General features: G+C 36.2%; 9 protein-coding genes and 1 pseudogene. 2 read left to right on the top strand and 8 right to left on the bottom strand.

The window, feature by feature from the left end:
* Positions 1-15: 15 nt before the first annotated feature.
* The 8 genes from CJF29_RS07320 to CJF29_RS07355 all read right to left on the bottom strand — a co-directional run bounded on the left by CJF29_RS07320 (position 16) and on the right by CJF29_RS07355 (position 10,323).
* Positions 16-534: a very short patch repair endonuclease gene (locus CJF29_RS07320; RefSeq protein ID WP_099146266.1), complete on the bottom strand. Its 519-nt coding sequence runs from the start codon at positions 532-534 to the stop codon at positions 16-18.
* Between the two features lie 5 nt (positions 535-539).
* Positions 540-2,738, bottom strand: a complete 2,199-nt coding sequence (locus CJF29_RS07325) for a hypothetical protein (protein ID WP_099146267.1) — start codon at positions 2,736-2,738, stop codon at positions 540-542.
* 86 nt (positions 2,739-2,824) lie between these two features.
* Entirely contained in the window at positions 2,825-5,026 is a 2,202-nt protein-coding gene (locus CJF29_RS07330) for a DUF2357 domain-containing protein (RefSeq protein WP_032595258.1), read from the bottom strand.
* Positions 5,027-5,052: 26 nt separating this feature from the next.
* On the bottom strand, positions 5,053-6,630 hold the full coding sequence (locus CJF29_RS07335; RefSeq protein WP_227073472.1) for an McrB family protein: 1,578 nt from the start codon (positions 6,628-6,630) through the stop codon (positions 5,053-5,055).
* A gap of 3 nt (positions 6,631-6,633) precedes the next feature.
* Positions 6,634-7,758 carry a DNA cytosine methyltransferase gene (locus tag CJF29_RS07340; protein WP_032595259.1) on the bottom strand — a complete coding sequence of 375 codons (1,125 nt, stop codon included), beginning with the start codon at positions 7,756-7,758 and terminating at the stop codon, positions 6,634-6,636.
* 8 nt (positions 7,759-7,766) lie between these two features.
* Positions 7,767-7,973 (bottom strand): helix-turn-helix transcriptional regulator, encoded by a 207-nt coding sequence (locus tag CJF29_RS07345; protein WP_032595260.1) that lies wholly within the window; start codon positions 7,971-7,973, stop codon positions 7,767-7,769.
* A 138-nt stretch (positions 7,974-8,111) separates the two neighbouring features.
* Positions 8,112-8,819 carry a hypothetical protein gene (locus CJF29_RS07350; protein ID WP_099146268.1) on the bottom strand — a complete coding sequence of 236 codons (708 nt, stop codon included), beginning with the start codon at positions 8,817-8,819 and terminating at the stop codon, positions 8,112-8,114.
* Positions 8,820-8,823: 4 nt separating this feature from the next.
* A complete protein-coding gene (locus tag CJF29_RS07355; RefSeq protein ID WP_099146269.1) occupies positions 8,824-10,323 on the bottom strand; it encodes an RNA-binding domain-containing protein in 1,500 nt (499 codons plus the stop codon).
* Between the two features lie 314 nt (positions 10,324-10,637).
* On the opposite strand from CJF29_RS07355, the pseudogene CJF29_RS07360 reads away from it, so the two are divergent.
* A pseudogene (locus CJF29_RS07360) lies at positions 10,638-11,482 on the top strand (phage integrase SAM-like domain-containing protein); the annotation flags it as partial.
* A gap of 451 nt (positions 11,483-11,933) precedes the next feature.
* Positions 11,934-14,123, top strand: coding sequence for a nuclease-related domain-containing DEAD/DEAH box helicase (locus tag CJF29_RS07365; protein ID WP_099146270.1), 2,190 nt, complete (start codon positions 11,934-11,936; stop codon positions 14,121-14,123).
* Positions 14,124-14,511: the final 388 nt, after the last annotated feature.

The following is a 14,511-nucleotide window of genomic DNA, read 5'->3' on the forward strand; positions in this document are numbered from 1 at the left end:
AGTTTTTATAGATTATTATTTGTCTATTTTACCATATGACACTTCCGGTTCAGCGACCATGAAATTATTGTCATTTTCTACTATTTGATATGTTTTGATTTTTCGGTCTTCAAGAAAAATATGATTCAATGTATATGCTAATGATTCAAGTGTTTGTATGCGGACTTTAGGTTTTAGTTGACATTCCCAAATTGTAATGCAATGCCAGCCCATAGCAGCAAGCTGGCATTGCTCTTTTTTATCACGCTCTTTGTTTCGTTCTATTTTCTTTTGCCAAAAGTCAATGTTTGTTTTAGGTAGGCGAAAGTATCTGCAATTATCATGACCATGCCAAAAACAGCCATTCACAAAAATAACAGTTCGGTATTTGCGAAGTACTATATCAGGATGACCGGGAAGACGTGGATGATTCAGCCGATAGCGAAAACCACGGCTAAAAAGAAATTTCCGTACCAATATTTCGGGTTTCGTATTCTTTCCATGTATAGCAGCCATGTTACGGCGTCGTTGTTCTTTGGTCAGTACATCAGCCATTTCGTTTATTTGAGTTGTTCTTTACAGTCTTTATACAGTTGAATTAAATGATATATAGACATATCTATGAGAGGCTCAAACATAAAACTGTTTACATGAATTAGTTCAGGAGTCATCATATTAACACGCTCTATAATACCATAATGAGCATCTCTCGGACAGACTTTTTTAAATAGACTTGTCCACCTCCCCGTTTGACTACCTGTTACAGCTAAATCTTCTTCACTTTTACCTTTTGCTATCATTTTGTCGTACATATAATTTTCCGCCAGGTGTCTTATGGCAATAGATAAGCACACTTTATTTTCAATTAGCACTTGATTAGGATTGGCTTCGGTTATGATGCTATCTGCGGTTTGCATAATCAAGTCGTAAATTTTATCTGTTGATTTAGGGCGTTTCATACCTTTACCTTGTGTAAAATCAGTCATAATATTTATCAACTGCTCAATTGTAATAGTTCGTGTATTTGCTTTTTTATGAAGGCATTCTGTTAATGTTTTGTAATCATCATTTTCCCCTTTAGTATATTCTATCAGATTTCTAACAAAAGGAATCATGCTTATAAATATTTTATCATCATTATCATGCTCGATAAAAGCATTAGTATATATATTACCTTTATACTGACCTTGGTTGATGATTACCTTTCCATTAGCTAAGCGTTCTGCCATCCATAGATTTGGTTGGAATAGACTAAGACGGGACGACAATGTTCTATAGAAATCATAGTTATGAGTCAACACGAGCATATAGAACTTATTGCTATTGTCTGCAGCAATGTCTTTAATATATTCTACTATCGCATATTTGTTTTGATAATCAAATGAATCAGCTATATCATCCATAACTAAAATTGTATCATGATCCATAGTCTTACGTGCTTCCATTTCAAAGAGAAATTGCAGGATAATGAAAGCGCGTTTTTCGCCTCGACTAAGGATTTTCTCCAGCACGTCTTTCTCTACTGTTGTTTCTGCACTTGAAGTTTCAACGTAAGAAAACTGTAGTTTCGCTGCTTCTTGTTTTAGTATAATATCCTTTTGATTGGCTATAGAAACTTTTATTGGTACATGAAAACGTGCATTATAAAGGGCTATAATTTGTTCCCATCTTTCTTGCTGCGAGCTGGCCTCTTCTAAGGCTTGCTGTAGTGCCTCTTTATTTTCATTATAAACTTGTATATAAGCATCAAACAGAGGTTTTATCTCATTGTCTGATAAATACCCTAACCAAACTTTTTTTCGGAATACTTCGTAGTTGATGATTTCAGGTATCCATTCAGGATGATTGTTCAAAACAGATTTAAAACCTCTCAATTCGACATTTTTGTCAATTGCTTTTGTGATTTTATCAAAAGCTTTCTTTAAATTTTCATCCTTTAAAAGACGTTGTTGTTCACTATTAATAAGTTCTTGCAACTCTGTCTCGGACGATAATTCCGTATCGTCCTGAAGTACAATTTTATGATTAACACCGAAAAATGAACCATCAGAAACATACTGTTGTAATTGCGTAACATGATACGTTCCAAATGTATGACCGGCCACAGTTCGGAATAGTTTGGAATTCCCTAAAAGTCTATTGTAATTGTCGATATATATATTCAGGTTATCTTTATTAGATTCTATAAATTTCTTAACATTCTCTTTGGTGTCAAATACATCATTATACTTAAATTCAAACTTTGGTAAACCTGATTTGACTTCACTGTTTAAACGCTCAAGTATGCTAAAGATAGTGTCTGCATCATTTTGTTTGAAAGTACCGAATATCTCTTTTTCACAGTCGGAACTTAAAGAGGCACTTTTTAATTTACTTATGAGGAGTTCCTTCTTCTCTGACAATTGTTGATATATAGAATCATACCTGTTTTTTAATTCTGAGCTTGCAAGGAAATTCACAAACGACTTTGAACAATCAATATCATCATCTCCATTAACTACGAATATATTTTCCTTAGACACATCTAAACCGTCCACTTTTAGGATGAAACTCGATTTGTCTTTATCGTGTAGCTTGTCACATGGTTTCTCTTTGGACTGCCCTGATAAATAGCGCATAGTTTTAGCAAAAGATGTTTTCATTGAACCATTTGGAGCATAGATTAAATGTATTTGTTTACCAGGAGTAAACTTGAATTCTTGGTTGAGCTCCTTAATACCATAACAATTTCTCCAATCAATTTTTATTTTTTGTATCATAAATTGCAATAATAGGATTTTGTATTTATGTAAATATCTATTTGTTAACTGTATAATATGCCATTACATTTGTTAGTGAAAGATAGCTATGACTCATTTACTATCAACCACTTTTCTGTCTCGTCAAATGTAGTGTCAATAAAAGTATAATTAATCATCTTATGAGTATCTATCTGTCGATAATCCTCAAATAGCTTACGGCTGAAACGCAATTCGAATGCTAAACGCATATCATCTGTTATATCTTCACCTTCGGCTTGTTTTGCCTCTTTACTCGTTATGGTTCTTATACGGATAATTTCATATAAATCACGAACACCTTCACCTTTTATATAAGGTACAAAGTAATGAAGGTCATGCAATGAAATGGTTGTCGGGAACTTTGGTCCTGTATAGTACAAAATGGCATTACCGTCAAGGAAACTTTGTGTATATCCGGGTCGTGAACTATTTCCAACCAAACCCACAAGAAGGCGATTAGGCACTTGCAATAACGCGCCCTTCTGTGGTATCACTTTCGATATGGTTTCATGCGATTTATTTTGAATAAGTTCTTCTATGAATTGCTCTAAAAGCAATCGGTTATGTGTGTCCTTGGGACGAAGTGGGAATGCTCCAATATTTACCTCATCTATAGTCTTACGGAACTTAGATACGGCAACATCAGTAGGCTCACCATCACCTGGGAACAGGATATAACCACCTATCACTTCTTTTTTCAAAGCGTTTGATTGACAATCTTTATAATAGATGGCATCACGGTATCTATGCATTTGGTTGATTGCATCTTCGGGTGGAACATCTACTCCATTTTTATCCTTTCCATCAATACGATATTTCGCATCAAACAGGTAAGTCATTTTCATTCCTTCTTGCAAATCGTTTTTTGTAAGCTGCAATACAATATCCGGTTTTTGGGGAACAGTTGGTACTACTAGGTCAGTTATACCGACAGAATTATTTTCGCGTTCCGAACTTTTTGGATTATAGATTAGCTCCGCCAGTTCTACATCATCTTTTTTGAAAAGGATGCGCGAATGTTCTCCCTTGCCCAAATCCCATGTAAACAGACCATTCATTTCCATACGGTTTCTGTGGTCTATGTCTTCATTGGACAAATGCAGTTTTTCTTTTACTATATGGCTTACTTCTATAAAGCACCAAATTTCATAAAGCGTTGCTATATCTTTGGTCTGCAAGCGATATATGCCATCATTCAGTGAATAGGAGCGTTGAAGTAGATTCCATGTGCGATATACTTGACTATATCCGGTAGCTTTTTGCAGAACCAAACTCTCTTGATTCATTCCTTTGTAATTTCCTACAGTGCGGAAAAAGGAATTTCGTTGCAGATGTTTAAGTGCCGTTAATGTGGCTTGCATATCATCCTTCATCACATCGGAAGCATTCTTCACAGCTTCTATACGCTTCTTCAAGACTTCATATTTGTCAGCAATTTGTCCAAGAGCAAATTTCAGAAACCTGTTTTCTTGTGTATCGTTTGTCCATACATGTTCCTCTACACGGTATAAATGAGCGCAGTCATTTCTGTGTTCTGCCAATTCGTTTTCTATGTAAGAGGGAATAAATGTCAGCTTGTCAGCACGTTTGTAAGCATCCTTTCCATGTAGCCGATGCCGTGGGCGGTCAATGATATTTTTACAAGCCTTTATGAATTTCTGTTGTTCATTGGCAAATACGCTCCACCAGATTATTTCAGGGGTTTCTCCGTTTGTATCGGGCGAAAAACCATGAAAGGTTCTTCGCATATAATCAAGTGAAAGCATCCTGTATTCCTGTTCAATATCCTCGATAATAGTTCTCCAATGCTCGTGATAATTGAGTTTTGTGCTTAACACTTCAAAAGAGAAAACAAACTCACGGGTCTCTGCCCCTACTTGATATATGAACTGTATTTCACTGCGCCCAACCTCATTGCTATAGTTCAAGAAACCGGCTAATATCTGTCTGCGAAAAGTAAATTTCTCATTTTCATTTTGAAGAATGGAACCGAACTGTGCTTTTTTCACATAGTCCTTGAATTCAATCCAAATAGGATAATCGACATTATCAAAAAACACGGCAGGGGCTTGTTGGTTGTCCTCAATCGCAACTCTTTCTCCGATATGGTTGCTTAAAGTAACAGATGCTACTCCCTCTGACCAAGAGTAAGTAGAGTGTAAGCCTTCTTCTCCCACATTATTCTTAGCCTTGCGCCAAATATCATCGAACTTTGTACATTCGACAATCATTTCAAAATCCTGATGTCTTATGGTAAGCAGTTCCATCGTTTCTTGCAGATGTCTGATAGTTTTTAGCTCCAGAAACTTGTATAACCGGATGACAGTCGTCCTTGCATTTCTTTCAGTTTGGCTATGGAAATAGATTCTATTTTCTTATCTTCTCCAGTCAATACCAGCAACTGCGTTTCGATAGTGGTAATCAATTTTTCAAGAAGTGAATGCTTGACTTTTGTATCGTCTCCTTCAATACGCGACAATATTTTCATACTGGTTATTTCATCCAATGCTGTTGCTATGACTTCATCCTCACTGAACTCATTTCCGTTTTCATCCATGTTGTATGGCAAATTGTTTACCACATAAAGTAAGAATTCGTTTCGCGTACGGTAGGCGATTTTGAATGGTGTGCCATTGAGGACGTCATTCACAGCTTGTAAATAGGTCAATACCTTATTGCAGACTTCTTCGTTGTCTGCGTACACATCCACACCTTCTACGGCTGTACCGATCAGCATGTCGCTACTCAGTTTGCCAATTCGTTCGTACCTGCTGTCTAGACCAGCATACAAATCCACTTCATTCATTTCTATTGTCATAGCGCGGTCGAGTACCTTTCGGGAGAAAGAGAAGGTTGTTTCATCCATATTTACCGTACCCACTACAATTAGATTTTGTGGAATGGTGATGCCTTCTTCCAAAAAGCGATTCCTTAATGCTTCATTATCTCCTGTCAGTTCGGCAGTCAATACTCGATACCAATCTTCTGTGCTTTTCTTCAGTATAGGGTCTGTTACAATCGTACCGTCTTCACTGCTTTTACGAGATTCTATTATGCTGAGAAATTCCGCAAAGTATTGTTCCACAGGAGCAAGGTTCATCTCATCCAAGCAAAGGAAATAAGGAGTGTCCAGGTTTTCCCAAGCCCGTGTGATGAATCTTAAGAAATCGCCAATTACATATATGGGACTTCCGCTGACACGACTCACATATCCCATTAATTCCGTAGAGTCATGCCAATTAGGTTTTACCTGAATCATCTCAAAGTTTTTTGGCTTCTGAGCCTTGTATTCAGCGGAATTTTCGTACCAATATGCACGGGCTAGTTCACGGACAATACGGCTTTTACCTGTACCGGATATGCCAGCTAACAAAAGGAAAGGCTTGGTCTTGATGGCGGTAATGATGTCTATATATTTATATACTCGCTCGTCTGTTGAACTCTTATTGGTAGATAGATATTCAAGTAATTCTTTTGTTAAAGGTGTTATTTCTCCTGCTGTGTGAGGATGTGTCGGAATCCATACCAAATGTTTTCTTCCTTTGGAAAAATGAGTATAAAATTCCGATGTGTGAGCAAATAAGCCCTCCCATGCAGAACGGGCACTTCCTGAACCATTCCAAACAGATTCTATATGTAAAGGCTTGTTTTCAACAACCTTATTTACAAACATGCGGAGATTTTCCGTTGTTATATTGGCACTTTTTGTAGAACCTTTTTCCGTATCAACTTTTGTTGCTGATATGTATTTTTCAACATGATCAACACTGTCAAGCTGGATTTTGTTTGTTCCAGCTTTTACATAATCCAAATTAACCCCTTTGGGTAATTCATCGATTAAGTTTAAGAAGTGTTCTAAAGTCAAAGCCATAAACTAATTATTTATGTGATTAATATAGTCATTAATAGAGTTTGCTATGCCGTTAGCTAAAACGAAAGGAACTCCGTTCCCAACTGTTTTAAAGGCATCTGTTAGTGATACATCTTGTGGTAGAATAAAATTTGCGGGCAATGATTGAATAGCCAATGATTCCGCTACAGATATTCTTCGAGGCAGGAAAGGATGTATATGAACCTCATTATTCCCATAAGCGGCTGTTGGTGAATATCGCCATCTGTGTAGGCGTTTATAACATTTCTTTTCCACATCGCCTTCTTCTTTTGTCCTAAATCTTACGATTCCCGCACGTGGTTGGAAATACATATTGGCATTGGGATGATGTGTCACATCATTTTCCGTCCACCAATGTTGTATGGTCAAGTCTTCTATAATACCATTAGGCATAAGCATAGGAGTATTTTCTTGATAGGGAGATTTATTGGGCCAGGGAAGATTCTTTATTTCTTTCAAGTTATATCTTTTATGCGCTTCCCAAGGAAAATTCATTAAGACCCCGTTATCCGCTTGAAGATGTAGCCTATTAACAGCATCTTGGTGAAATCCTATTAATATAATTCTATCTCTATCTTGTGCCGCTCCAAATTCCAAGGAGTTGACAAGTTGTTCTGTTAGAGAATATCCATGTGCTCTAAATTGCTGTTTCAATTCTTCAAAAAACTGTCTATGTCTTGCAGTTCTATATAGTCCTTTAACATTTTCAAAAAGGAAAAAATCCGGGAGTGCTGTACAAATTAGTTGCGCATACGTTCCAGATAGCTTACCATTTTCTCCATCACGTCCTCTATTTTTTCCTGCTACAGAAAAATCGGGACATGGAGGGCCTCCAATAAAACCGGTAAGTTCTTCTTCTTTCGATTCTTCTACCCAATCTATAAGTCTTTGAAGCCTGTCTCCATGCTCTCCATCAATATATTCAGTTATATCTTCTATATGATGACCGTATTTGGGTTCCTGCAATCCCATATTTTGTCTTGCATAACGATAAATACGATCAAAAGCTTCGTGAAATTCATTTACGAAAACAATATTATAATCACCTTGTAATTCGAATCCTAAATCCAAAAAACCAGCACCTGCAAAAAATGAAAATATGTTCATTAGTTATTTTATTCTTTTATTGACCAAAGTAAATCTTTCACATCTACATCTAAACATTCAGCAATCTTGACCAATGTTTCCAAGTTCGGCTGCATGGTGTTAGTACACCATTTCGAAACAGTCCCCGGATCTTTTCCCAACTGCTCTGCTAGCCATTTATTGGTGCGTTTCTTTTCTGCAAGAACCACCTTTAAACGATTTATGTCTTTATTCATACGTTCTATGACATGTTTTAAATACAAAGGTAATCATTATAATCGAGACTTTTTTCTATTCATAATAGTTTTCTAACAAATATGTGTTGAAAAGCAACTTTATATTGGAATATACTTCAATGATGTATGTTGGAAAATTTACTTAGATTGATTTTCCTTTTCCCTTCTTTCCTTAACTTTTTCCAATCCCGGCATCTTTTTAGCCAATGCACTTTCTCCAGCAGGAAAATAGAGAGGAAAGACTTGAAATAAGAAACTGACAATGTCATTGCGCTTCTTGCCCATGTTGAAAAAAGCAGAGCAGATAAAATACATAAGCTCTTGTTGGCTACAAGTGTCTTGTTGTATGACTATTGAAGGAGCTACTATTAGGTCATGTTCTGCAAATGCGTAAGCGCTTGCAAGAATGGATTTCTGTTCTTCTTCAGTGAACATTTTGATTTTTTCAGCTAACCATTCAAGTTCTTCTCTTTGAAGTGCTTGTTGTTTTTCATTTTGGTGTTCCAGTAAAATAGATACTTTTTCTTGTTCTTTTTCTGTTAAGGCATTTTCCAGTGCCTGGTTTTTTCGTTTAAGAACGTTGAATTTCAGCAAAGCAGCAATGTACATACAGAAATATCCTACTGCAATATCGAATATTAGGACAAGCAGATAATTGTTACTTGAGTTTTGTGTGTCACCAGCCATATACTCACTAATAGGGATAACAGCTAATAGCATAATAATGGCTATTGCATAAAGTACTCTGTATCGTGTTTTATGGTTTACCTGCGGTAAAGAGGCAAACAAAAAGGCGATAATCAAAACGGCAATTATTGCACCGAGTGGTATGAAAGGTGTTCCCATAGGTTTATTGCTCAGTTTGAGGATTAATAACAATACGCCAATAGCCAGCCTTATCAGAACCTTCATGAGCCAAAATTCCCATATCCCTAAGGCTCTTGATGTTTTTCTCTATAGCGCGTTTAGTTACACCAACCTTATTAGCCATATTATCGGCTGTGATTGATGGGTCGGAAATAACAAGATCAATAATTTTTTGTGCGGTTTTATTGATCTTCTTCGGCGTTTTCGATGTGTTTCCTAACTTATCTGCATTTACACCGAACTTTTCGACCGAACTTTCTTCGTTTACACCGAACTTTTCGACCGAACCATTTACTCTGTCGGCTACTTCCTCAACAGGTATTTTTCCGTTCTCACCCCAGTTCAAATTATAGAACGTGGTGTAGAAAGAAGCCGCTTCCGTTTGATATTGTGGTTCTTTGCCAGGCAGGAAATTGGGCAGTTTCTCTGTGAGTTCCCGCATTTTTCGTAAACCAGAGCCACGTTTCTCCATATAGTCCAATTGCGTAAACATATCCGCAATAACAGGGTTACGACGCATGGACGGCACTTTGTATATGTCACGGTCTTGGATTTGCGTACCGTCAAGCATCGCACCGGGTGATACTAATTCTACTCGGTCATCATAGATGTCAATGTGTACTTCACCACCCATAACGGTATAATCTCTATGAATAAGGTGATTTACCAATCCTTCAAAGATGGCACGGTCAGAGTAGTCGGGTAGATTAAGGCGATAGTTGGGCATCTTCACCCAGCCACTCATAGTATAGTTCTTGAAGAAGTCCATACCATATTTTAAGAGCAACACAAGATTAGCCCGATGTTCCACGGAACTGATAGCATCATCCTTGTAGAGTCCCGTCCAACGGGTACAGAAGATGCGAGATTGGAATACGGTGCAATTATCTACAAACAATAGTCCGGCATTGGTTAGTTTACCGTCAGGAGTAACCAGTCCGAATGATTCCAAATATTTGTCATTCCATTCCTGATGAGTTTGCTCATGGAAAGTATTGGCAAGGATGATGAAAGAATGTTTGCTGGCATTCACTTGGGTAGGCAATGAATCCCATGTCATGTGTGTGCCTTTCAACACCAATGAAAGAAGTTGTTGCGAATTGCACTCCACGCTTTCATTGCCAACTCGTACATATGCGGTACGTGTTCCATCTTGATAGTAATAATAAGGTGTAAGTGTTCCAGCTTTTACTTTCACTTCAAGTAAGGTATGTCCTTCGTGCTCTATCGGAATAAGTTGAACTTCCGGCACAGGGTCAAGTCGTGCCTTTATCATTTCACTGATAAAATCAGCATCGGCTTGTGGATTCTCCAAACCAACAATTACTCCGTCATCGTTCACTCCATAGAACAAACTGCCACCATCCGTATTGGCAAAAGCCGACACGGATTTGAGCCACGACTTTACTTTCTTGCGTTCCAACATTTCTTTGAAATCGTAAGCTGAGCATTCCGCTATCAATGTATTGGTATGTATCTGCATAGTTTCCTTATTGTAGTTTGGGTATAATCTCCCAATATGATGTACAAACATACGAAAAATCTCAGGAATAAATGAATAAAAAGGGAGAAATGGCACTGAATGGCTTATTAATAAAGCGTTTGCGGTGACAGACGAAGCCACGGAGAAAAAGGTAAAACGCAAAGAAAAGTGGAATACAGAAGCAGTTAGGTTTTCAAATCATTGCCCGCCCGAAGGTCAGTTTTAACAGTTACCGTGACGATTGCTCCGCCTCGTTTAGGTTTGTCTATCAAGCTCTAACTCGTTGATTATTAGTTTTGCAATAGAAAACGAGTATGAGCAGAAGTACATTCAAGGTGCTGTTCTATGCGAATGGCAGCAAAGAGAAAAAAGGAATTGTCTCTATCATAGGAAGGGTAACAATTAATGGAACTGTATCGCAGTTCAGTTGCAATGTAACATCTCGAAAGAACTTTGGGATGCTAAAGGGAACAAGGCTAAAGGGAAAAGCAAGGAAGCCAGAGAGATTAATTTTGTCTTGGATAATATCAAGGCACAAATCATCAAGTACTACTAGTGCATATCCGACCGTGAAGCGTATATAACCGCAGAAATGGGCAATGTCTATCAAGGTATGGGTAGCTAGTATGAAACACTGCTCAAAACCTTCGATAAAGATTGCACCAACTTCATGAAACGGGCGGGTAAAGACTGTACCATTAGAACGTATAAGGTAATGCTAAGGGTAAGAAATTATGTCGCAGCTTTCACCAAGGCATTCTATAAGCGAAATGATATGGCCATGTTGGAACTTACGCCTGACTTTATCAAGGAGTTTGCTGCTTATTTTACAACCAAACATAATTTGAAGAACGCCACGATATGGCTCAACTATATGTGGCTGAAAAGTGTGGTGATGCGTGCGCATTATAACGGGCTGATACCGAGAAATCCGTTTGCAGAGTTCCATATCAGTCCGAACGTAAAATAACGTGAGTATCTGACAGAAGATGAGATAAAGGTCATCATGACACATGAATTTGAAAATCCGTCGCTTGCATTTGTTCGAGACTTATTCGTGTTCACCTGCTTCACTGCACTCAGTTTCGTGGATATGAAGGAACTGACAACGGATGAAATCATAGAGGTGAACGGTGAGAAATGGATAGTTGGCAAGCGACAATGAACGGCTTTTGCATAAGTGTGGGAATCAAGCCTGTAAAACTCTACATTCGGTTTTGGAAGTACAACGATGGGGTAGATGGACTTCCTGATTGGTGTATCATTCTTGGGTATTGCAGATTTACTAAAAAACAAGACCAAGAATTGCAGGGGCTTATGCGGTTCTTCAAAGAGTATGCACTAAGATATGGGTATAGATATATTGGGATTGAGGATAATCCGCAATTTAATCGAACTTTAGAATTTCAGTGCATTCAATCTGTCATATATCAAGCATATTTTATTGCCGAAATACAGAAAAAATAGCAAACTACGAATAAAGGAGAAGGGTATGCTTGCTCTTTTCCTTTATTCGTAGTTTTAAATAGAATAAAATACTGTCTATATGCTTGATTTTTATTAATTTTGTAATTAGGTTGATTGTTACATAAACAGTATTTTAAGATACAATGGCTATATTTTATCCTTCAATAGAGAAGATTCAAGAATTTAAAGTAAAGCCTACTATAGGCGAAATGACCTTACTATATTTCTTGAAGAATGTCTTAGACGATTCGTTTGAGGTATATTTTAACCCATTTCTTAATGGAGACCGCCCAGATGTCCTTATCATGAGGAAGGATTACGGTGTTATGATTATCGAAGTAAAAGATTGGAATCTTCATAACTTTAAATTAGATAACAGAAAAAAATGGATATATATTCCTAATGGAGCTGTTATTAAATCACCTATTGACCAAGTATTAAAGTATAAAAATAATCTCTATGATTTACATGTAGATAAACTCTTGGAAAAAAAGATTTGTGACTTCCGCCACTTCAATATTGTTTCGTGTGCAGTTTATTTTCATTGTGCAAGCCAAATTCAGCTTGAGAATATGTTGATTATCCCCTTTAAGGATGATAAGAAATATCAAACATTCTTGAAATACAATGTCGATTTATTAGGATACGATTGTTTAGAAGAGGAACTCTTTAATAAATTATTAAAAAGACGTTACATGGTAGCCGGGAATCCATCATTCCTTTTTAAAGATGATATCTATCAAAATTTCAAGCGACTCCTTTCACCATCAGTCCACCTTAAATCTCAAGGTGAAATATATCGGTATTCATTGAAACAGCGTGACATTATATATTCTACAACGTTGGAACAGCGTGTCAAAGGGGTGTTTGGTTCTGGCAAGACAACTATATTAGCTGCCCGAGCTGTGCAAGCATATAAACGTGCATTGGAGAGAAATGATAATCCACGTATTCTAATTTTAACTTTTAATATTACATTAAAGAATTTTATTCATGATAAATTGATGAGAGTCGATGAAACATTTCCAATAGAGAATTTTATCATTATTAACTACCATTCTTTTATTAATGCTGAATTGAATAATCTTAATATTGAATTTGACATTCCTGATGATATTCCAAAAGAAAGAATACCATCATATTTGGACGAAAATTATTACTCAAATATATCACTATTTGACAAACACAAAAATAATATCGTAAAATACGATGCTGTATTTATTGATGAAATCCAAGATTATCATCGCCCATGGATGGATATTATCAAAAATTTCTTTCGTGATTCTCAAGGAGACTATGTACTTTTTGGGGACGTAAAGCAAAATATATATAGTCAACCAACAGAAAAAAAGGATGTTGTAACAAATGTTCGTGGTGTTAATGAACTAAAATATTGTTATCGTTCAGATTTTAAGGTAAGAGACCTAGCCCAATCCTTTCAATGTAATATTTTTGGAGATAAATATGATATTGATGATTTCAATGAAAATAAAGCAATTGGTTCTCTTGATTTTACGATAGATAAAGAAGGCTATGTTAATTACATGTACTTATCAAATGATAATTCTGTACCTGCATTGTACAATATTATTCGAGGTAACATTTTAAATAAAACCAATAATATCTCACCTAATGATATAACAATATTGGGATATACAACCAAAATGTTAATAATGTTTGATTGTTATTACCGCTATGCCAGTCGTGAAAGAAGCAACAGTATGCTGGAAACTATAGAAGTAATGTATATGACACATCTAAACTTCCTCGGGAAAGACTTTGGACGATTTGCTTGGTTTAGTAATATTACTACTCATTTGAGTAAAAAAATGTTTCCAAAGCGAACGCAACTTTACGACAATGACATCATTAAATTGCGGCAGCATATAGCGAAACTGTTTACTATATACGATCTTTACCAACAATATCCTGAAACTTTTAAGGAAAGGCTAAAGGAAGAGTGTAATACCTGTGGCATTTCTATAGAAGCATATTTGGCTTTTAGAAAACACTATGATAATGACCTGTCTTTATTTAAAACGGATGTGTATAACTATAATTATAAGAATATCCGCGAAAATAAAAAACTTCATTTCTGGATGAATAGTGGTACAATTAAAATCTCAACTATAAACTCGTTCAAAGGTTGGGAAAGTGAAGTTGTGTTTCTTATTATTGAACCTAAATACGAAAATGAAACAACATTTAATATGGCGTTTGATGAACTACTATACACTGGTCTAACGAGGTGTAGAAAAAATCTTGTAGTGATAAACTTTGGAAATTTCCAATACGACAGCAAGATACGCCCATTGATTGAAAAAATTAAATAGTATTGAAAGAACAGATACTATACTAAAATGGGATAAACCTTATTGAAATAAATATGTATTTTGTTGTTTCCGAGAAAAGATGTATCTTTGCTCCTGTCGAGAGATACATTGAAAGTAATGCCAAGCAGAGTGCAGCAATAAGCACTATTGTTAACTCGTTACCTCAAAATTGGGAATTTTTTCCAAAGCCCTTATAATAAGGTGATAAGTAATTTATTTCAGAATTACGGAAAAAGTGTGTGTCGTTTCAATAGAATAAAGAAAATCATTTTTTAGAGGGAATATCTAAAAACACTTTTATAAAAAATTGCTTTGGTAAAATATTCTTGTAAGAATGGTATGTGAGCTAAAAACTCAATTATTTAAGTATATAGCAATGCTGTTTATT

This window comes from Bacteroides celer, from assembly GCF_002632415.2.
GTDB lineage: Bacteria > Bacteroidota > Bacteroidia > Bacteroidales > Bacteroidaceae > Bacteroides.